This window comes from Mucilaginibacter rubeus, from assembly GCF_014643835.1.
Taxonomy (GTDB): domain Bacteria; phylum Bacteroidota; class Bacteroidia; order Sphingobacteriales; family Sphingobacteriaceae; genus Mucilaginibacter; species Mucilaginibacter rubeus.
This window is the reverse complement of record NZ_BMKD01000002.1, coordinates 395,353-417,767: the sequence shown is the minus strand read 5'-3', so window position 1 is coordinate 417,767 and position 22,415 is coordinate 395,353. Positions and strand designations below refer to the sequence as shown.

The following is a 22,415-nucleotide window of genomic DNA, read 5'->3' as shown; positions in this document are numbered from 1 at the left end:
TAATTACTTATTTAATGCTATTTTTGTAATAAAAGGATCGGATTGTTAATTAATTATATCATATTTTTAAATTAACCCTATTTTTACTACCGTTTTAATATACTTTTAAGATTGCTTATCCGAATTCAATAAATTTTATAACTTCGAGCCCCAAATAAACGCTAATGGATTTAAAAAATTATAGAGGTGTTCTGCACGGCGATCAGGTGCAGGAACTATTTGAAGCAGCAAAAAAGCACCAGTTTGCTTTACCGGCAGTAAACGTTATTGGTACTAATACTATCAATGCAGTTATGGAAACAGCTAAAGCTGTTAACTCTCCGGTTATTATTCAGCTGTCAAATGGCGGTGCACAGTTTTACGCCGGCAAATCATTGGATAATTCAAAACTTCAGGCCTGTATTTTAGGTGGTGTATCTGCTGCAAAGCATGTTCACCTGTTGGCTGAGCATTACGGCGTTGCGGTTATCCTGCATACAGACCATGCTGCCAAGAAATTGTTACCGTGGATTGACGGCTTGTTAGATCATGGCGAGAAATTTTTTGCCGAAACAGGCAAGCCTTTATTTTCATCGCACATGCTTGACCTTTCAGAAGAGCCTATCGAAGAGAATATCGAAATTTCGGCTAAATATCTTGAGCGTATGGCTAAAATGGGCATGACCCTTGAAATTGAGTTGGGTGTAACCGGCGGTGAAGAAGATGGTGTTGACAATTCGGATGTTGACAGTTCACGTTTATATACCCAGCCAGAGGAGGTTTCTTATTCATATGAGCACCTTTTAAAAGTAAGCCCCCGTTTTACCGTAGCTGCTGCTTTTGGTAACGTTCATGGTGTGTACAAACCAGGTAATGTTAAGTTACAACCGGTTATCCTGCATAACTCACAGGAGTATGTTAAACAAAAATTTGGTTTAACTGCCGAAAAACCGATCAACTTTGTATTCCACGGTGGTTCTGGTTCAAGCCAGGAAGAGATCCGTGAAGCTATTTCATATGGTGCTATCAAAATGAATATTGATACCGATATGCAGTGGGCTTTCTGGGAGGGCATTAAAGATTACTACCAATCAAAAGAAGGCTATTTGCAAAGCCAGATCGGCAGCCCAGATGGCGAGGATTCTCCCAACAAAAAATATTATGACCCACGTGTTTGGTTACGCAAAGGGGAAGAAAATTTTGTTAAAAGGCTTTCTGCCGCGTTTGAAGACCTTAACTGTATCGACGTTTACAGCAAATTATAATATTCATCAGAAATTAACAAAGCGCTTGTACATTTGTTGTACAGGCGCTTTGTTGTTTACAGGCAGCTGGCGATTCCATTAAAAAAGATAAAGTCTGCTATATGGTTGAAATTAATAAAAAGAAAAAGAATTTGTTTGAACGCTTTGCCAATTGGGCCACTATAGCCACGGGCAGTTCGGGCGCATTTATCACGGCTTTTGGTATTATCATTGTTTGGGGAATAACCGGACCGTTATTCCATTATTCAGATACCTGGCAACTGGTTATCAATACCGGTACTACTGTGGTTACTTTTCTGATGGTTTTTTTGATCCAGAAATCACAAAATAAAGATTCGAAGGCTATACATTTGAAACTGAATGAGCTGCTTGCCTCGCACCAGGGGGCAAGTAACCGGATGGTTGATATTGAAGATATTACCGAAAAGGAGCTCGATCAATTGCATAAATTTTATGTGGAACTGGCCGGCCTTGCCGAAGAGGAAGATGATATCACCTGTACGCACTCTATTGATGCCGCGAGGGAAAACCACACCACAAAACTCAATCATTTCAAAACAAAACCGCATTACATCAATGCCCGCAAAAATCAGAGTAAAAAAAGTAACGGAACAGGCCGATCTTGACACAGTGCATGCCATAAGGCACGAGGTATTTGTTATTGAACAAAATTGTCCCCCCGAGCTGGAATATGAACATGAAGATGTATCCCATCATTTTTTAGCTACTGCTGATGGGAAACCGGCCGGTGCCTGCCGCTGGCGTAAAACCGAAAATGGTTATAAGCTTGAACGGTTTGCCGTATTGAAAACGTTCAGAGGGTTTGGTATAGGAGGGGAGCTGTTGAAAGCGGTGTTAACTGATTTGCCGGCCGATGCGGATTATGTTTATCTTAATTCGCAAACCCACGCGGTACCTTTTTATGAAAAACTGGGTTTTGAAGCATCAGGGCCGGAGTTTGAAGAAGCCGGGATCAAACATTATAGAATGGTGAAGAAGTAAAACGTTGTCGTTTTGCAACGACCTATTTAAAAGTAAAGAAAGCGTTGTTGCTTCCTACCTGCCCATGACAAGTTAAAAAGGATGTCATGTTGAGGCTCTCGAAACATGGTGGGCGGGGCCTCTGCGCGCGAGTCTTCGACCGGTTCAGACTTGACAGTTCAAAGTTTGTCATTACACCTTCAGGGGCCATCGGATTTAATCACTCAGACTGACTACTATGGTCGATAAACCAACGGCGAATAAATGAGGGTTATTTCTTTTTGGATTTCCTCTTTTTAGATGCTTCTGCCAGCGGATTAAATTCAAGGCACAAATTAATCCAGTAATTCAGCTGGTCGTTGGTTTGCAGGTTGAAGTCTTCAACATAAACATACCCTTTCATTACCCTTTCGCCGCTTACCATTTGATTGCAGTTCCCCTTCTCAAGCTCAACAGATGCCTGTTGCTCTCCAATGCGGCACAAGATGCTATTATCGCGTACGCAAACACATAACTTATCATCTACCATAAAACAAACTCCCTGGAACATTTTCTTTTCTTCCACTACCGGAAGGTCCATTAATGTTTCGCGGATACGATCAGCCATTTGTTCGTTATATGCCATAAGGGTTATATTTTTTGACTCAAAGGCGCCAAGACACGCAACGGAAATCCGGGTTCTTAGCGCCTTCGTGAAATAAAATTACAATTAATTCTTATCAACAAATTTGTAATTAGCCTCGTTATACCTGTCGCCGGTATCCGGGTATTTAGCTAAAACGGTTTCAATATCCTGTAAATCATTGGCTGTTAATTCCACATCAACCGAACCTGCATTGTCCAAAAGGTATTTTCTCCTCTTTGTTCCGGGAATAGGGATAATATTATCGCCTTGTGCCAGCACCCAGGCAAGCGCTAACTGGGCAGGTGTGCAATTTTTTTGAGCGGCAACTTGTGCAAACTCATGGGCCAGCCCCATATTATTTTCGGCGTTGGCATCCTGATAACGGGGCAGGCTTTTCCTGAAATCATTATCAGCCAGTTTGGTTACATCCAACGCGTTTGTTACCAAACCGCGCACCAGCGGACTGAATGGCACAAATGAAATCCCAAGCTCTTTGCAAACCGGCAAGATCTCAGCCTCAACATCGCGGGTTAATAAAGAATATTCACTTTGCAAGGCGCTGATTGGATGCACCGCATGTGCACGACGGACAGAATTTGCCGAAGCTTCAGACAGGCCCAGGTATTTTACCTTACCTTCTTTTACCAGATCGGCCATGGCGCCAACCATGTCCTCAACAGGCACATTTGGGTCGATTCGGTGGGCGTAGTACAAGTCAATCACATCCGTTTTTAAGCGTTTTAAGCTCTGCTCAACCGCGGTTTTAAGATAAGTCGGCGAGCCGTCAAATTCAGTCAGCCTGCCATCGGCACCGGCCCTGAAACCAAATTTGGTGGCAATGAAGATCTTATCACGATTGGGTACCAATACCTTGGATACCAGTTCTTCATTTCGGCCATTGGCATAAACATCGGCCGTATCCCAAAAGTTAATACCTATTTCTATTGATTTTTCAAGGGTGGCTATTGATTCATCATCATCCGGCTGGCCGTAAGCATGGTTCATGCCCATACATCCCAGTCCAATGGCCGAAAGTTGTACTTCGGTTTTTCCTAATTTTCTGTATTTCATAACGTGGTAGTATTGTTGTACTATCAAAGTACGTGAAATTACAAAAGCACATCAACCTCAATTTATAAGTATTATGTAAGGTTATACATTGCAGATTAACTTTTTCTGGTTAATTTGAAAAAAAAATCGAGTGGTTGTCCAATTCAGCTAAACCTGATCGTCTTTTGGTTTTTAACCATTAAATTCAAAAAACATGAACGAGTTCTTATTGATCTTCAGAAGAGACGCAGAAGCCACTGCAGCAACGCGGTCGCCCGAGCAAATGCAAACCATGATGAATTACTGGCGCGAATGGATTGGCGGGATTGCCGCGCAAAACAAACTGGTTGCTGTAGGCAACAGGTTGGATACCGCCGGCAGCGTAGTAAAACCTGACAATGTGGTAACAGACGGACCTTATGTTGAGGTTAAGGAAGCCATAGGCGGTTACAGTATTATCAAAGCGTCATCGCTGGAAGAAGCCACGGAGTTATCAAAGGGCTGCCCGATCCTGTCGGTAGGGGGAAGTGTTGAGGTGCGTCCTATCATCCCAATGGAAATTTAATTGATTTGCGGCCTCCCATATACGGGAGGCTGCTTGTTTTATGCAGCAAGATCAGCTTCTACCACATTTGTTCCGCTCCGAGTATCAAAAGATAATCGCGGTATTATGCCGTTATTTCGGCTTTGAACATATAGAAGCCGCCGAAGATATTGCCAGTGATACTTTCCTCACTGCTGCCGAAACATGGGGGATCAAAGGGTTGCCGGATAACCCTAAAGCATGGTTATATACTGTGGCCCGCAATAAAGCAACCGATTATGTAAGGCGTGGCTCCAGGTTTAAGCAAAAAATAGCCGAAGGGGTTGTTGCAGAGGATAATTACGATGTAGAGATCGATCTTTCTGACCAAAATATTAGCGACAGCCAGCTGCAAATGATGTTTGCTATTTGTCACCCGGTATTGCCGGCCGAGGCGCAGATTGGCCTGGCGTTACGTATCCTTTGCGGTTTCGGAATTGATGAAATTGCGGAGGCTTTCTTATCAAATAAAGAAACCATTAACAAACGTCTGTTCAGGGCTAAGGAAAAGCTTCGGGAACAAAAAGTAAAGATCGTTTTTCCTGAACCGGCTGATATTATTAACCGGCTGGGCATCGTACTGAAAACTTTATACCTGCTGTTTAATGAGGGCTATTACTCCAGCTGCCAGAGCACTACATTGCGAAAAGATTTGTGTTTAGAAGCCATGCGGCTTAACTATCTCCTTATAGAAAACAAGCAAACCAACCTGCCCGAGGTGAATGCCTTGTTATCATTGATGTGTTTTCATGCTTCAAGGTTTGATGCCCGGGTAGATGAACATGGCGAAATGATCCGCTATGATGACCAGGACAGAATGCTTTGGAATGATGATTTGATAGTAAAAGGACGATACTACCTAAACCTTGCCTCAAAAAAAGGAAACGACGCCGGTAAATATCATATTGAAGCTGCTATAGCTTATTGGCATACCGTTAAAACTGATACTACCGAAAAGTGGGAAAATATATTAATGCTCTACAATAGGTTACTTATCGCTGCTTATTCGCCCGCGGCTGCGTTGAACCGGGCTTATGCCCTGGCAAAGGTAAAAGGGAAGGAGAATGCCATTATTGAGGCCGAAAAGTTAAAATTGGATACTAATCATTTGTACCATGTGCTGCTTGGTTACTTGTATACAGGGGTAGATCGTAAAAAGGCAGTATCGCATTTGCAAACTGCCCTGAAACTGGCTAAGACCACTACCGATAAAAGTAGAATTACGAAGGATTTAAAAGCTTTATTGTGAGTTAGTTATAAAAAAAACGTCATTGCGAGGAACGAAGCAATCCCCGATAAGCAGGTTCGCCCTGTATAGCTTGGGATTGTTTCGTTCCACGCAATGACACCTTTAAGTATTACCAGACTTACGAAGTTTTGAAAACTTCGTAAATCTTTATTAGTTTTTAATTAGATATCTTGAAATCAGCTACCAACTTTTCATCGGCCGAGCTGCTGCCCAGTACTATTTTGTAGCTGCCGGGATAAAGCTTCCATTTGTGTGTGGCAAGGTCCCATTTCTGTAAATCCTGAACAGGGATTTTCAAAGTAACGGTACCTTCTTTATCCTGCTCCAGGCTTATGCGTTTAAAGCTTTTTAATTCTTTAACAGGCATCCTGTCGATGTTGGGATATTTAATATACGCCTGCACTACTTCATCACCATTAAATTTACCGGTGTTTTTAACGTTTACTGTTACTGCAAGGGTATCGGTTTTTTTGTAGGTGGTTTTTAATTTACTGCCCAGGGTGTAGTTAAACGACGTATAGCTTAAACCAAAACCAAAAGGATATTGCACCGGACCGGTATAATAACGGTAAGTGCGGTTTTTCATATTGTAATCGCTGTAGTCGGGTAAATTGCTCATGTCTTTATAAAAAGTAAGCGGCAGGTGGCCCGAAGGCGAAACATCGCCAAAAATAATATCAGCTAATGCATTACCCCCCTGTTCGCCGGGGTACCAGGCAAATATAATGGCATCGGCATAAGGCTCAATAGCGGATATGTCAACATCGCTGCCTGCGGTTATTACTGCTACAAGGGGCTTGTTTTTTACGCTTTTGCGCAGTTCTTTCATAAAGGCAATTTCGCTGGCAGGCAGGCTCAGGTTTTTTTTATCGCCGCCACTTTCAGACAGGAAAGCATCGCCTGCTTCGCCTTCCAAAACGGGGGAGAGGCCTATGACAGCAATAGTAGCATCAGCATTACCCGCAGCCCAGGTGCCGCCAAAATGAGTGGTATCTTTATAATCACATCCAAGGTCATATTCAACGCGGGTAGCTTTATCAACCGCGCCGGTAATACCCTCAACAAAATTGATCACTTTGCTGCTGGTACCGTGGTAATTTGCTATCATGGCATCGAGCGAGGCCGCGTTTGGCCCAACCACCATAATGCTGGAGTAGCTGCTTTTTTTGAATGGCAAAACATTGTTGTTATTCTTTAACAATACCATGCTTTGCTGGGCCACTTTACGGGCCAAAGCCAAATGTTGTTCATTGTGAACACTGTCGGCGCCGTAACCATGATAAGGATTAGCGGCCGGGTCGTCATAAAAACCCAGTTTAAATTCGGTGCGTAAGATAGCGCTCAGGGCCTGGTCAACATCTTTTTCGGTAAGCAGGCCTTGTTTAATAGCTTTAATACCATCGTTCTGCAAAATGGACGAGCAATCCAGGTCAACGCCAGCCTTGATGGCAGCAGCGGCTACTTCAACCGCAGTTGGTAGTGTTTTGTGAGTAAGGTACACATCATCCAGGGCACCACAGTCGGTTACTACATGGCCGTTAAAGCCCCATTCTTTCCGCAGAATGTCGGTAAGTAGCATTTTATTGATAGAGTTTGGTACACCGTTAACACGGTTGTAGGCGCTCATTACCGATTCAACGTGGTTTTTAACCAGTTCGTGAAAAGCATACAGGTAGGTTTCGCGAAGGTCTTTTTCATCAACCTTAGCGTCAAATTTATCGCGGGTGGCTTCGGGGCCGCTGTGTACGGCAAAGTGTTTGGCCGTGGCAGATGTTTTCAGGTATTTAGGATCATCGCCCTGCAAACCTTTAACAAAAGCTGAGCCCATACGGCCGGTCAGGAAAGGGTCTTCGCCATAAGTTTCCTGCCCGCGTCCCCAGCGCGGATCGCGGAAAATATTGATGTTGGGCGTCCAAAAGGTAAGTCCCATGTATTGCAGGTGCCTGTCTTGTGCAATGGCCAGGTTATATTTTGCACGGGCTTCAGTTGATATTGCCGTTGATACCTGTTTTAACAGATCTTCATTAAATGTAGCCGACATCCCGATAGCCTGTGGGAATATGGTAGCTTCACCGGCACGGGCTACGCCATGCAAAGCCTCGTTCCACCAGTTATAGGCAGGGATGCCTAAACGTGGCACGGCCTGGCTGCGGTAGCCTAATAAGGAGATTTTTTCTTCGATGGTTAATTTCGATAAAAGATCTTTTACGCGTGAATCAATCGATTGCGAACCGTCTTTATAAAAAGGAGCTTGTGCATTTGTGGTAGAAAATTTTAGTAATGCCGTAAGCATTACCAAACAACATAGGAGTTTGTGTTTTATGGTGGAAGCCATTTTTAGATGATTTATTTTTTGAGTTTAAAGTTAATATTTATTCCGTAAGTATGGGTTGGCGGAAGGCTTGCTCCCTCAATTCCGGCATATTTTATATCCGGCGAAAATCCAGATTCCGGATCGATATTGGCCGAGTGCTTCATAATTGTCCACAAGTTTCTGCCTACCAGTGAAAAGGTTATGCCTTCAAATGGTGTTTTATTAAGAAAGCCCTTTGAAAAAGTATAGCCAAAAGTAACTTGCCGTAATTTGATAAACCTGCCGTCAAGCACATTTAATGCAGATACATTTTGGGCTAGCGCCTGGTAATAGTTTTGGGCAGGTACAGCAATCGTGTTCTTTTCACCATTGCTGTTTACGCCATTGCCAATAACGCCGTTTTCCCTGCCTGAAAGGGTAAGCTGGTTAAAGCCCCTGTAAATGCTATTATAATTTGTAGCCGATAATATCTTATTACCAAAACGGTAATCGATCAAAAATGAGAGGCTTAGTTTGCCAAATGCAAAATTGTTGTTTAATCCACCGTATATATTAGGCACCGCGCTGCCCATAGGTACACGCGGGCCGGCCATGGGTAAACCATTTCCGTCAAAAATGATCTGTCCTTTATCATTTCTAAGGTAATCGTTGGCCATAATCTGAGGCCCTGGCAAGCCTTTAACCAGCGCCGTAGCAGCATTTAGCGGGCGGTAAGTACCGAAGCTTATGTCTGCCGACTCGGGAGTGCCGTCTGTTTGAAGGATCTTGTTTTGTACATAGGTAAAATTAAACGATGGCGACCAGGTAAAACCGGTTGCTTTAACAGAAGAGCCGCTTAGCTCAATTTCAATGCCGTTGTTTTGGGTTGAGCCCGTAGGGATAAACCGCCGTGCAAAACCGGTTGCCAGATCAAGGTCGCCTTTAATGATCTCATTTTTTGTTTTACGGTGAAAATAGGCTATATCAATTCCAAGCCTGCCGTTTAAAAATTTAAGCTCGGTACCTGCTTCCATTTCGGTAAGCGTGTAAGGCTTAAGAAATAAATTGGGCAGGCTGTCGCTGAAACTGCCGATGGCAATACCGTTTATCGAATAATTTGTTGTGTAATATTGGGTTGTTACATATGCATCAGTTGGCTCGCCGCTCGTTTGCGCATACGATAACCTCAATTTTCCGAAATCAAGGCTGGGAATATGAACAAGATCGGAAAATAAAAGACTTGCCGATACCGAAGGCGTAAAGATACTCCGGTTATCGCTCGGCAACGTGGAGTAGGCATCGTAGCGGCCGGTAGTAGTTATGGTTAAATAGTCTCTGAATGAAAAATCAACAGCGTAATAGCTCGAATGCGTTTCGGTACTTTTATAGTTGTAGTTGCTGCTTTTGATGCTCAAATTATTATAGCTATAAAAATATGGTACAATGAATGGGCCTCCAAAAAGCTTCGTGTATTCGTATGTGTTTTTGCGTAGGTTAGTCCCGGCAGATATGTCAAAACTCAGCACCTTAGGAATGATGTCATGTTTGGCACCTATTAACAGGTCACTGTTTAGTTCAGATCGTTGGGTGTTTGACTGTTCATCAAGTCCGCCCGTTCCGCCGGCGTAATAAGCGGTTCCGGTTGGGGTAACCGTTTTTCGTTTATCGTAAAGGATGTCGTTGCCCAACCTCAACTGTGCATACAGCCAATTATTGAAATTGTATTTACCCGATAATGCAGCTATTAATCGGTTACGGTTTACATCATTAATAAACCTGTTAACGGTAAAATAAGGATTTGTTGTAAAGGTGTCACTATTCCATCTTATTTCACTGCCATCTGGGGCATAACCAGGCGCAAGGATAGCCTGATCTTCGTTGGCTGCCAGGTATTGAATGTTATTTACATTAAAAGGCCCATCGCTCAAGTTGGGTTTTAAATTAGAAGTTTCGTTGATAAAATTAGCTGCAACATTAATATTCAGTTTTTTGGTAACATTTTGACTTGCCGATAAGTTGAACGTTTTGCGGTTGAGATCACTGTTACGTACTATTGAGCCGTTGCTAAGGTTTGATAATGACAACCGGAAATTACCATTGTCGTTACCGCCGCTAAATGCAGCAGTGTTGGTAAAAGTATAACCCCGACGGTAAAATTTACTGATATTATCTGTTACAGCCGAGTAGGGGTAATATTCGCCATCAAATTGAATTGTGGGTTTACCGTCCAGTTTTTCGCCCCAGCCATAGTTGCCTGAGGATATTGCATTGGTTACGGTAGTCGGCCTTATCCCATACAAACCCTGGCCGTATTGCGTTTGATAATCAAAGGTATTAATTGCTTTATCAGTTTGATAATTGGTATTAAACTCAACACCAAATGGAGTGTTTTTTTTTCCTGTTTTGGTAGTTATTAAAATTACGCCATTGGCCGCGCGTGCTCCATAAAGTGCCGATGCCGCCTGGCCTTTTAATACGGTCATATTTTCAACATCGTCGGGATTTATATTGCTGATGCCATCGCCAAAGTCGGCCCCGCCCCATTCATTGGCTGAGCCCCTTTGAGTATTATCCATGGGCACACCATTAATAATAAAGAGTGGCGCGCTTGCACCAAAACTTGTAACGCCTCTTAGTAAAATACGCGCAGAAGATCCTGGTCCGCCGTTTATGCCATTGATACTTAAACCTGCTACGCGCCCCTCTAATGAGTATGCTACATTTGATTCCTTGGCTTTATCAAGTACTTCACCACTAATAGTTGTTACTGAATAACCCACCCTTTTTTGTTCCTTGTTAATGCCAAGCGCCGTTACAACTACCTCGTTTAGCACATTACTTACTGTAAGCGGAATAGTTAATGTTGCAACGTTATTAAGTTTTACCTCTTTTGTAATGTAACCTACAAAACTCACTATCAACGTTGACCCAGAGGGTACTTCAAGCGAAAACGCGCCCTTCGCGTCAGTGAGCGAGCCCATGGTTGACCCTCTTACCCTAACTGTAGCGCCGGCAAGCGGTGCGCCATTTTCATCAACAACAATGCCCGTTACCTTAACTACATTAACTATTTCATCAATTGGGGCAATTACTATTAGGTGATTGGCAAGCTCGGTATAAGCGAAGCCCGAATTGGCCAAAATTTTATCTAAAATGCTTTTAACATCTTCATTATCAACGTCTACGTCAACTTTGTTTAAAGTGGGGATTTTTCTTTCGCTGTAAACAAAATGATAAATGCTTTGACGTTCGATGGCTGAGATCACCTTTTTAAAATCGGCCGATTTTAAATTGATAGTGACGCGGGTTTGTGAATATACAGTTAATATAGCCAGTAAATTGAAGAATAATATTAACCTAAACCGTATTTTCATTTATACTGATAACCTAAACCTGTCGCCAACATCCATTGGGGATGCCTAAATTTACATAAATTTTATAATTAGCACAGGTAATAGTGTAAAATGACCGAATTGGTAGGTAACAATTACGAATATTGTAAAGCACAGCCAAGCCAACTGATGGGAACAAATGTACTGATAACTAACTGTAGAATTATTAGTTAGTAGATATAAATGGCAGCGTTTTTAATTTTGTAATGAAAATCTTCGGTAATGCGTAATGCGTCAAGAGCCTGGGTAATGGATTCTTTTTCATAAGTGCCGCTGAAACGGTACTTTTTCATTTCATCATTTTTAAATTTGATCTCAACACCATACCAGCGTTCCATGCGCATGGCGAGGTCGGCAAAGCTTTCGTCTCTGAAAATGAGTTTATTCTGTGTCCAGGATGTTTCTAAAATGGCACTGTCGTCCTGGTGAAGGCGGGTAAAGCTGGTTAAGACATATTGCGTACCGGCACTGCTGTCGATAGCTGGTGAAAGCTTGGCCTGGTTTTTACGTACAGTAGTAAACGAGCCCTTTTTAACAATCAGTTTTTCGCTTGGTTTTAAAATGATCCTGTCCGATGGCCGGTCGTCAAGGGTAACTTCAATGGCGCCCCTGATCAGGGTTGTTTCACTTGACGGATCATCGGGGTATGATTTAACGTTAAAAGCGGTACCCAGCACCTTAATGTTCATTTTTTCGGTATGGATAATGAACGGGTGTTCATGATCTTTATGTACATCAAAAAAGGCTTCGCCGCTTAAATAAACTTCGCGGGTTTTGCCTGTGAAGTTTGTTGGATATCTTAACGAACTTTGCGAATTAAGAGTGATACGTGTACCGTCGGTTAATACAATGGTTGATTTATCGCGGGCAGACGTATTTTTATTTTGCCAGGCGGCGGATGTTGTGCTTGCAATTCCGTGGCCCAAAGTAACTGTTTTTGAATAAAAAAGGTACGCGCAACCTGCTATTAAAACAACAGCGGCCGCAGCACGCCAAAGATAATGCATCGTGCCCTTTTTAACGGGGTTAATGGCCGCTGCAGGTTCAATAACTTCCTGTGCTTTAATTTTTGACTTTATTTTTTGAAAGGCGAGGGCATTGTCGGCATATTGGGCATCGCTATGTTTCCAGTAAGCAGAAAGGGCTTCGTATTGTTCACGAAGGGAAGCATCATTAGCTAAGCAACGCTGAAATTCATTATTTTCATCAGAGCTGATTTCATTCGACAATTTTTTGCCCACCAACTCTATAAATTTATCATTGCCCATCGTATAATTGCATCCTTATTTATGATAGGACAACTTATTTAGGTTAATTACTTACAAGGTTAAAAAAAATAATTGAAAATTACAATTGTGCTCCCTAAAATGTTGATTGCATTGGTTTTAACACAACTTCGTGGTGTTTATTGTATTGTGTCAAAACGACACTAAGCTTCTTGATCGCTCTGAAAAGTTGCGTTTGTACCGTGCGGGGCGAAATATTAAGAATTTCGGCCACTTCCTTATACTTCATACCATCCTCTTTTATCAGTCTGAAAACAATTCGGCATTGTTGGGGTAAACCGGCTATGGCCTGGTCCATCCTAAAAATAAGCTCTTTGTTTTCAATTTCCTTTTGAGGGTTATAGGTGTTTACAAATTCTACCGTATTGGTTTCTTCAATTTGTACAACGTGAATAGTTGAGTATTTTTTGATGTGGTTTAGCGATTGGTTTTTTACCGCTACAAATAAATAGGTTTCAGGGTTTTGAATTTCGGTAAGGTTTTTACGGTTAAGCCAGCATTTTACAAACACGTCCGAAACTATTTCTTCGGCAATCTCCCGTTGATGTACGTAGAGTACACAAAATTTAATGAGCGAGTTGTTAAGGACATGGAAAAACAACTCAAAAGCGTTCTCGTCATCATTGTTGCAAATGAGTTTCCATAATTTTAGCGTATCAACTTTTCTGTCTCTCAAACCGAAGATTTTTTAATTAATCAACTAAATTTAAACTTAATAATGGTGTAACAATAATAACATATTAAAATCGAAAAATGAAATTAATTGATGTAAGTTGCAATGTTTTTTAAAAAATTTTAAAAAGTGTGTAAGCAATACACCATATAAAATTGTCAGTAATTAATAAAATAATAGCTTGATGAAACGATTATTTACAGTATTTCTTTTGGTTTTCGGCTGCTTTGAAGTGTTTGGACAACAGCACAATATGTCAAAGCAATATGTTCCTGCAGGCGACCCTGCAGTTGAGCAAAAAATTGCAAATTGGCAGGATCTTAAGTTCGGTTTGTTTATGCACTGGGGTACCTACAGCCAGTGGGGGGTAGTTGAAAGCTGGAGCATTTGTCCCGAGGATGAAGGCTGGACACAACGCCGCGGTCCGTACGGCGCTACCTATAATGGTTATAAGGCGGCATACGAAAATCTCCAAACAACTTTTAACCCAACCAAATTCAATCCCGAAAAATGGGTAAAGGCGGCCAAAGATGCCGGGATGAAATATGTGATCTTCACGACCAAGCATCATGATGGTTTTTGCATGTTTGATACCAAAGAAACCGATTATAAAATTACGAGCAGTAAAACGCCTTTTTCAAGCAATCCAAGAAGTAACGTAACTAAGGAGATCTTCAACGCTTTCCGTAAAGATAACTTTATGATTGGCGCTTACTTTTCAAAGCCCGACTGGCATACTGAAAATTATTGGTGGCCATACTTCCCGCCAAAAGATCGTAATGTAAATTACGACCCTAAAAAATACCCTGATCGCTGGCAGAAGTTTAAAGATTTTACCTATAACCAGATCAGTGAGCTCATGAGCGATTATGGCAAGGTTGATATTTTATGGCTCGATGGAGGATGGGTACGCCCGAAAACTAGTATTGATACTACCGTAGACTGGCAGCGCGGAATCAAATTTGACCAGGATATAGATATGCCAAAGATAGCCGCAATGGGCAGGCAAAAACAACCCGGATTAATAGTGGTTGACCGTACCGTAGCCGGCAAATATGAAAACTACACCACTCCTGAGCAGGAAGTACCGGAAATGCCCCTTGATCATCCCTGGGAAAGCTGCATAACCATGGGTAATTCATGGAGCTATGTTCCGGGCGATCATTATAAATCGGTACAGCAAATAGTGCAGCTATTGGTAAAAATCGTATCGCGCGGGGGCAACCTGCTCATGAACATTGGCCCCGGCCCGGATGGGGACTGGGACCCGGTTGCTTATGAGCGCCTGCAGGGTATCAGCCAATGGATGAAGATCAATGGTGAAGGTATTTATGCCAGCCAGTCGGTAGCACCATATTCAACAGGTAATATATACTATACTAAAGCTAAGAACAGCAATACCATTTATGCCTTTGCTTTGAGTGATCAGGAAAAAGTGGTTTTCCCTGCTACAGTATCTGTAAAGCTTAAAGACATAAAGAAGGTAAAGAAAGTAACCTTGCTTGGCAGCACCCAAAGCCTTAAATGGAAACAGGTGGCCGATGGTATCGATATCAGTATCCCGGCAAAATTACAGCAAACAAGCGGGCTTAATGAAGCGGCCGGTTTTAAAATAGTTTATTAATATTTCATAACAGCCACATAACCACAATGTCATTTCGACGAATAGGGTAGGGCTAAAAAAGGTGAGGAGAAATCTTGTACAAACGACGGGCAAATTTTACAGGGCGTATAAGATTTCTCCTGATTACTACCACATACGCCTTGTATACTCGTCTAAATGACAATTATACCGACAAAATCCCATATTATATAGCCAAGTTTTTACAGCTAAAATGATTTTGCAGTTTTTAATTTTGATCATCCATCCAACCCAAATAAATGACAACAACCCGTTCGGCAGGCAGATCTGCATTGTTTAAATTTTCATTAGTGTTATCCGTCCTTGCTTCTGGCGTTTATCAAAACGCAGGGGCGCAAACCAGCTACGAGCTTAATAGCGGCTGGAAATGTACGTCAATGAATAGTGTTAAAGATAATGGCACTATTATATCTCAAGCCAATTATGATCTGGCTGCATGGAATCCTGCAGTTGTGCCTGGAACGGTGCTTACAACCCAGGTAGCCAACAAACAGGTACCTGATCCATTTTACGGGATGAATAATGAGAAGATCCCTGATATCTATAAGGTAGGCCGCGATTATTATACTTACTGGTTCGCCAAAGATTTTAAAGAGGCCGCGCCAACCGGCAGCAATCAAACTTACCTTAATTTTCGTGGTGTAAACTATAGCTGCGATGTTTTCTTGAACGGGCATAAACTTAACAACAAATTGCATAAAGGCATGTTTTTACGCCAGAGCTATAACATTACCAAATGGCTTAGTAAAAATGGCAATAACCGTTTGGCAGTTGTAGTATACCCTCCTGATGTTGTTGGTAACCCTAACGGCGGTCAGGGCGGTGATGGTACTATTGCTCGCGGCGTAGGTATCCAATACACAGCAGGGTGGGACTGGATCCAGCCCATCCGCGACCGCAATACAGGTATCTGGGATAAAGTGACCATTGAGCATACTGGCGCGGTGGTTATTAAAGACCCGCATGTGGTAACGTTAGTACCGGGTGTTCGCAAGCCCGAAGGTGCACAGCAGCCTGCTATTATACAGGTATCTGCCGAGGTTGAAAACGCTACAGGTGTTGCAGTAAGCGGTACTTTACAATATAATTTAGATGGCAAGCTGGTATCACAGCCCGTTACAATAAAAGCTAATTCAAAACAGGAAGTTAAACTGTCCGATTACAACCTTAAAAGTCCAAAGCTTTGGTGGCCTAATGGCTACGGTCCGCAAAATTTGTATAAGCTGAATTTGCAGTTTGTGGCAAGTGGTAAAGTATCCGACCAAAAGAATATCGAAGTTGGTGTACGCCAGATCACTACCGAGTGGAACAATAAAACGGAAAGTCGCCAGGTTAACATAAACGGTCAAAAGATCTTTATTAAAGGCGGCAACTGGATTATCTCCGATCAGATGCTTCGTTTCAGCGATGCCCGTTATGATGCCGAAGTTCGTTTTCATCGTGATATGAACCTGAACCTGATCAGGGTTTGGGGCGGTGCGCTGATTGAACGCCCTGAGTTTTATGAGGCTTGCGATAAATATGGGATGCTTGTTTTTCAGGATATGTGGGGATCCGGTGATTGTAATGGTCGCTGGATAGATCCGATGAAGGCTGATGACCAATGGACCCGCCGCAAATACCCTGATGATCATGACCTGTATTTAAAATCGGTTGCCGATCAGGTTAAACTGGTGCGTAACTTCCCATCGCTTGCTATCTGGTGTGGTGGTAATGAGATCACTCCGCCCGAAGATATTTTTGCGGCCCTGCGTGATACCATTATGCCTAAGCTCGATAATACCCGTTGGTTTATCCCGTATTCAAACTCCGAAGAAATGTCGCGCAATGTACAGGCCGGCAACGGCGATGGTCCTTACGGAATCCAAAGCCTCACAACTTTCTGGGATCATCAAACTTATCCGTTCAACTCGGAAGTCGGCTCAGTTGGGGTTAGCGATTATGAATCGTTAAAACGCTTTATTCCTGCCGAAAATATGGTTGTGCCTGAGTTTGATGCATCTACCGGCAAAACTAAAACAGACCCGGTTTGGGAGTATCATAAATATATCGGCTATGACGGATTTATTGATAAATACGGGAAAGCCAAAAATGTGGAAGACTTCGCAACCAAAGCACAGCTGGTAAATTATGATCAGTACCGCGCGCTAATGGAAGGCTTCAGTTCACATATGTGGGATTGGTATACCGGCACCATCATCTGGAAAACCCAAAACCCATGGACAGCCATGCGCGGCCAGATGTATGATTATTATCTTGATCCTAACGGTTGTCTTTACGGTTTGCATAACGGCAGCGAGCCTTTACACATCATGTATAACCAAACGGATGGTATGGTAATGGTAGCCAACAATACATTTAAAACGCATAGCAACATGCTGCTGGTAGCCAAAACCTATGATATGGATGGCAAGGAGAAAGTACTAACGAAGGTTTTTGCCGATGTTACACCAACTACTACTAAGCGCTATTTATCGCTGAAAAAAGAGATTGATAAAGAAGCAAAAGACAAAGGTGTTTTCCTTTGCCTGCAATTGCTTAAATCAGATAAAGAAGTAATTAGCGAGAATATTTACTGGTTACCTGATGCTAACGGAGATTTCTCGGGCTTACAAAAAATGCCTAAAGGTAATTTAGGTGCAACAGCTAAATATTTAAAGAACGGCAAGGTTGAGGTAACGCTGACCAACGAAGGTAATGGCGCGCTTGCATTTTTCAACCGCCTGTCTTTAGTTAATGCTGATACGAAACAACGCGTCCTCCCGGCCTTTTACAGTGATAATTATGTAACGGTATTGCCGGGACAAACTAAAAAAGTTGTTATCGACCATAATCCAGGTGCAGATAAAAACCTTGCAGTAACTATTGGAGGCTGGAACCTAACAGAACGTACTATATCTATCGGCAAATAACAAAAAGAAGACAATGAAGACTATTTCAAAATATTTGTCGGCTGCAGCATTATTGCTTGCCTGTACAAGTGGTGTTAATGCCCAGGAAACGGCGTCGAAATTTCCGTTGATACCTTATCCTGCCCAATTAACTGCGGGAGAGGGCTCATTTACTATCACCTCTAAAACGGCTATTGTAAATGCCGGCGCTTTTAATACCGAAGCTTATGCCTTGAAGGATTTGTTGCGCAAAGGTTTAGGTACGCCTATTGAAGTGAGCAAGGTAAAGAAAGCCCACGCCATAAATCTTGTTTATGATGCAAGCATAACTACTCCCGAAGCTTATCGCATGAGTGTTACTAAAGAGCAGGTGGTTATCCGCGCGAAAGATCCGGCAGGTGTGTTTCATGCGGTAGAAACCATTCGCCAATTATTACCAGTGGGCGTTGAAGCGGGAGTGGTGCAAAAGCAATTGTCATTGCCGGTTGTTGCTATAGAGGATGCACCTGTTTACGAATGGCGCGGTATGCATTTGGATGTATCGAGGCACTTTTTTTCGGTTAGCTACCTGAAAAAGTTTATTGACAGGATGGCTTTGTATAAAATGAACAAGCTGCACCTCCATTTAACTGACGACCAGGGATGGCGCATCGAAATAAAAAAATACCCGCTGCTTACCGAAGCCGGTGCATGGCGTACGTTCAATAACCAGGACTCGGCCTGTATGAAAAAGGCTAAGGATAATCCCGATTTTGTGATCGATAAAGAGCACATCGTTCAAAAAAACGGTAAAACCATGTACGGTGGTTTTTATACCCAGGACGAGATGAAAGGTGTAGTAGCTTATGCCACAGCAAGACATATCGATATCGTTCCGGAAATTGACATGCCGGGGCACATGATGGCTGCCATTAACTCATATCCCTTTTTAACCTGCGATGGCGAAAATAAATGGGGCGAATTGTTCACCAAACCAATCTGCCCGTGTAACGAAAGCACCTTTGAGTTTGCCGAGAATGTGTTTACCGAGATCATGCAGATCTTCCCGTCAAAATATATCCACATTGGCGGCGATGAGGTTGATCGCACCAATTGGGGCAAATCAGATGCTTGTAAAGCCCTGATGGCTAAAGAAGGTATTAAAGACCTGGCCGGCTTGCACAGTTATTTTATTAACCGTATGGAGAAATTCTTCAATTCCAAAGGTCGTAAGTTGATTGGTTGGGATGAGGTGATTGAAGGTGGTATTAGCCCTACAGCTATTATCATGTACTGGCGTACCTGGGTACCTGATGCACCGGTTAAAGCTGTTAAGAATGGTAATACCGTGGTCATGACGCCCGGCGAACCTCTTTATTTTGATAATCAGCCCGATCAGTATTCTGTTAGCAAAGTGTATCATTTTAACCCGGTGCCTAAAGTGCTGAATGCCGAAGAAGCAAAATCAATCATTGGTGCGCAGGCTAATCTCTGGTCAGAAATGATTCCTTCAGAAAAACGTGCCGATTATATGTATATGCCACGTTTAACCGCATTGTCTGAAATGCTGTGGACGCATAAGGAAAGTGAATACGATTCATATCTGCAGCGTTTAACTCAACAATATAAAAGAATGGACGCTATGAAGATCAATTATCGTTTGCCCGATCTGCCAAATTTGCTTAACCAGTATGTTTTCACCGATGAAGGCAAGCTAAGCATCGCGTCTCCATTACCAAGCTTGACTATCCGCTATACTACCGATGGTACTTTGCCAGATGCTAAATCACCTGTATTGCCATCTCCATTAACTATTTCAAAGTCGGAATTGGTAAGGGTTGCCGCGTTTACACCAACCGGGACACGTGGTGATGTTTATAATTTGAACTACACACAACAGCAAATGCTTGGTCCGGTAAAAATTGCTCCACCTAAACCCGGGCTTACAGCTACTTATTATAAGGCTTTCTTTAAAAAGACTGCGTTAATGCAAAATGCAAAGGTTGACAGCACGTTTAGTACTGATAAAATAGAAGTACCTGCGACGGTTAAAGCTCCGTCATTTGGAATCACTTACAAAGGCTATATAGATGTGCCAACTGACGGTATTTACAGCTTTTATTTAACCTGCGATGATGGCGGGGTACTGTACATTGGTGATAAAACCGTTGTAGATAACGATGGTAATCACTCGGCGCAGGAACGCAGCGGACAGGTTGCCCTAAAAATGGGTGCGCATCCATTTAAGCTTGATTTTATTGAAGGCGGTGGCGGCTTTAAGCTGTTGCTGAAATATAGTGTTAATGGCTCGGCCCCACAGGATGTGCCGTCATCATGGTTCAAAAACTAATTATCTGATACCAATTATGAAGAAGTTTACAGGCATTGCCTTATTATTACTTACGGCCGGTTTAAACGGTTTCGGCCAAACTGCTCCTAAACCTTATGGCGTATTGCCTACACAAGGGCAGCTTAACTGGCAGGAAACCGGGATGTATTGCATTATCCATTACGGCGTTGATACTTATACCAACAAGGAGTGGGGCTTTGGCGATGAAGACCCAAAGATTTTTAACCCATCGCAGTTTAGTGCACTGCAGATTGTGGCAGCCGCAAAAGCCGGCGGTTTTAAGGGTGTAGTTGTGGTTGCCAAACACCACGATGGTTTTTGTATTTGGCCAACTAAAACTACGGAGCACAATATCACCAAAAGCCCTTATAAAAATGGTAAGGGCGATATGCTGAAAGAATATCGCGAAGCTTGCGATAAACTCGGCATGAAACTGGGTGTTTACTGCTCGCCATGGGACAGGAATAATCCTAATTATGGTACTGCAGAATATGTAAAGACCTATCGTGCGCAATTGAAAGAGCTGTATACCAATTACGGTCCACTGTTTATTTCATGGCATGATGGTGCCAATGGCGGCGATGGTTACTATGGCGGCAAGCGCGAAGTACGAAAAATTGACCGCTCAACTTATTATGGCTGGGATACTACCTGGGCCATTACCCGCAAATTACAACCAAATGCTGTTTTATTTGGCGATGTTGGCCCGGATGTGCGTTGGGTAGGCAATGAGGAAGGCCATGCGGGCGAAACCTGCTGGGCTACTTACACGCCACATGCACCTGATGAAGGGAAAGTTCCCGCCAATGGTTATGTGAAAGACTACGAAGGCACTGAAGGTACCCGCAACGGCAGATACTGGATGCCTGCCGAGTGCGACGTATCGTTACGCCCCGGATGGTTTTACCATAAAACGCAGGATGAAGGTGTAAAATCGCCTTATACCTTGCTTGATCTTTATTATAAAAGCGTAGGCCGTGGTGCAGCGCTTGATTTGGGTTTATCTCCCGATCCTCGTGGTATTATTAATGAAATTGATGTTAAATCATTAACCGAGTTCGGCAACCTGCTTAAACAAACCTTCGCGGTTAATTTGGCAAAAGGCGCTACGCTTACTGCAAGTAATGTGCGTGGCGGTAACAAAGCCAAGTTCGGTCCGCAGTTTTTAGTAGATGACAACCGTTACAGCTATTGGGCAACTGACGATAAAGTAACTACCCCAACTTTAACTATCGACCTGCATTCGCCAAAAACATTTAACGTGATCCGCCTGCGCGAAAATATTAAGCTTGGGCAGCGTATTGAAGCCGTTGCCGTGGATGCTTATTTAAATGGCAAATGGGAGCAAATAGGCGAAGCTACCAGCATTGGCGGTAACAGGCTTATCCGCTTAACCCAAAATATCACCGCAAGCAAACTGAGGTTGAGGGTTACTGCTTCGCCGGTGGCAATTGCATTGAGTGATTTCGGGATATATAAAGAGCCGGTGCATTTAACAGCACCAAAAGTATCACGCAATAAAAAAGGAGAGATTAGTATTACCACCGAAGCGCCGGTAAGCGCTATACGCTATACGCTTGACGGGCATGAGCCAACATCGAGCTCTCCGGTTTATACTAAGCCGTTTGTGCTTAATGAGGGCGGAGTAGTAAAAGCCCGGAGCTTTGAAGGTAAAAATCAACAAAGTGAAAGCGCTTATGCATCATTCGGCTTTGCTAAAACCAATTGGAAAGTACTGGATGCCACTGCGGCTAATGACCAATGGAACAAGGCCGAAAATGCCTTTGATGAAAATACCGGCAGCCTTTATAGCACGCTGAAAAAAGAAGATGCGCAATTCCCGCAGCAGATCAGCGTTGATTTGGGTAAAGAGCAAAAGATAAAAGCATTTGGCTATTTGCCAAGGCAGGATAAACAGGCCGAGGGCATTGTTGATAGCTATGTGTTTTATGTCAGTAAAGATGGCAAAACCTGGGAAAAGGTGGCATCGGGCGAATTCTCAAATATCAAATCGAATCCAATTGAGCAGCCTGTAGCATTAAAGCAGGAGGTTAGCGCACGTTATTTAAAATTTGAAGCCGCACATGTAATTGCAGGCAATGGTATTACCGTAGCCGAATTAAGCGTTTATTAATAATCTATCAAGTATTGAGGTTTAATTGGCAACAAAATAAGCC

General features: G+C 42.8%; 15 protein-coding genes. 9 read left to right on the top strand and 6 right to left on the bottom strand.

Annotated features, from left to right (window positions below; all coding sequences use genetic code 11):
- Positions 1-164 precede the first annotated feature (164 nt).
- From fbaA to IEX80_RS08200, 3 genes are all read left to right on the top strand, one after another.
- Complete coding sequence (gene fbaA / locus IEX80_RS08210; RefSeq protein ID WP_188832619.1) at positions 165-1,244, top strand: class II fructose-bisphosphate aldolase; 1,080 nt, start codon at positions 165-167, stop codon at positions 1,242-1,244.
- A gap of 101 nt (positions 1,245-1,345) precedes the next feature.
- On the top strand, positions 1,346-1,870 hold the full coding sequence (locus IEX80_RS08205; RefSeq protein WP_188832618.1) for a low affinity iron permease family protein: 525 nt from the start codon (positions 1,346-1,348) through the stop codon (positions 1,868-1,870).
- Complete coding sequence (locus IEX80_RS08200; protein ID WP_188832617.1) at positions 1,821-2,246, top strand: GNAT family N-acetyltransferase; 426 nt, start codon at positions 1,821-1,823, stop codon at positions 2,244-2,246. Before IEX80_RS08205 ends, IEX80_RS08200 begins: the two co-directional genes overlap by 50 nt.
- A gap of 250 nt (positions 2,247-2,496) precedes the next feature.
- On the opposite strand, the gene IEX80_RS08195 is transcribed toward IEX80_RS08200, so the two are convergent.
- Complete coding sequence (locus IEX80_RS08195) at positions 2,497-2,850, bottom strand: TfoX/Sxy family protein (protein ID WP_188832616.1); 354 nt, start codon at positions 2,848-2,850, stop codon at positions 2,497-2,499.
- An 84-nt stretch (positions 2,851-2,934) separates the two neighbouring features.
- Complete coding sequence (locus IEX80_RS08190) at positions 2,935-3,921, bottom strand: aldo/keto reductase (RefSeq protein ID WP_188832615.1); 987 nt, start codon at positions 3,919-3,921, stop codon at positions 2,935-2,937.
- A gap of 193 nt (positions 3,922-4,114) precedes the next feature.
- Here IEX80_RS08190 and IEX80_RS08185 point away from each other — a divergent pair, with 193 nt between their 5' ends.
- On the top strand, positions 4,115-4,465 hold the full coding sequence (locus IEX80_RS08185) for a YciI family protein (RefSeq protein WP_090526971.1): 351 nt from the start codon (positions 4,115-4,117) through the stop codon (positions 4,463-4,465).
- Between the two features lie 67 nt (positions 4,466-4,532).
- On the top strand, positions 4,533-5,732 hold the full coding sequence (locus tag IEX80_RS08180; RefSeq protein WP_229701563.1) for an RNA polymerase sigma factor: 1,200 nt from the start codon (positions 4,533-4,535) through the stop codon (positions 5,730-5,732).
- A gap of 157 nt (positions 5,733-5,889) precedes the next feature.
- On the opposite strand, the gene IEX80_RS08175 is transcribed toward IEX80_RS08180, so the two are convergent.
- The 4 genes from IEX80_RS08175 to IEX80_RS08160 form a co-directional block, all read right to left on the bottom strand.
- A complete protein-coding gene (locus IEX80_RS08175; RefSeq protein ID WP_229701562.1) occupies positions 5,890-8,067 on the bottom strand; it encodes a glycoside hydrolase family 3 protein in 2,178 nt (725 codons plus the stop codon).
- An 11-nt stretch (positions 8,068-8,078) separates the two neighbouring features.
- A complete protein-coding gene (locus IEX80_RS08170; protein ID WP_188832613.1) occupies positions 8,079-11,399 on the bottom strand; it encodes a SusC/RagA family TonB-linked outer membrane protein in 3,321 nt (1,106 codons plus the stop codon).
- 188 nt (positions 11,400-11,587) lie between these two features.
- Entirely contained in the window at positions 11,588-12,685 is a 1,098-nt protein-coding gene (locus IEX80_RS08165; protein ID WP_176627487.1) for a FecR family protein, read from the bottom strand.
- A 94-nt stretch (positions 12,686-12,779) separates the two neighbouring features.
- The gene (locus tag IEX80_RS08160; RefSeq protein ID WP_188832612.1) at positions 12,780-13,379 is read right to left on the bottom strand and encodes an RNA polymerase sigma-70 factor; all 600 of its coding nucleotides are present in this window, start codon (positions 13,377-13,379) and stop codon (positions 12,780-12,782) included.
- Positions 13,380-13,560: 181 nt separating this feature from the next.
- Here IEX80_RS08160 and IEX80_RS08155 point away from each other — a divergent pair, with 181 nt between their 5' ends.
- The 4 genes from IEX80_RS08155 to IEX80_RS08140 all read left to right on the top strand — a co-directional run bounded on the left by IEX80_RS08155 (position 13,561) and on the right by IEX80_RS08140 (position 22,372).
- Complete coding sequence (locus IEX80_RS08155; protein WP_188832611.1) at positions 13,561-15,000, top strand: alpha-L-fucosidase; 1,440 nt, start codon at positions 13,561-13,563, stop codon at positions 14,998-15,000.
- A gap of 257 nt (positions 15,001-15,257) precedes the next feature.
- A complete protein-coding gene (locus tag IEX80_RS08150) occupies positions 15,258-17,930 on the top strand; it encodes a glycoside hydrolase family 2 protein (protein ID WP_188832610.1) in 2,673 nt (890 codons plus the stop codon).
- 13 nt (positions 17,931-17,943) lie between these two features.
- Positions 17,944-20,238: a family 20 glycosylhydrolase gene (locus tag IEX80_RS08145; RefSeq protein WP_188832609.1), complete on the top strand. Its 2,295-nt coding sequence runs from the start codon at positions 17,944-17,946 to the stop codon at positions 20,236-20,238.
- A gap of 16 nt (positions 20,239-20,254) precedes the next feature.
- A complete protein-coding gene (locus IEX80_RS08140; RefSeq protein WP_188832608.1) occupies positions 20,255-22,372 on the top strand; it encodes an alpha-L-fucosidase in 2,118 nt (705 codons plus the stop codon).
- Positions 22,373-22,415 lie beyond the last annotated feature (43 nt).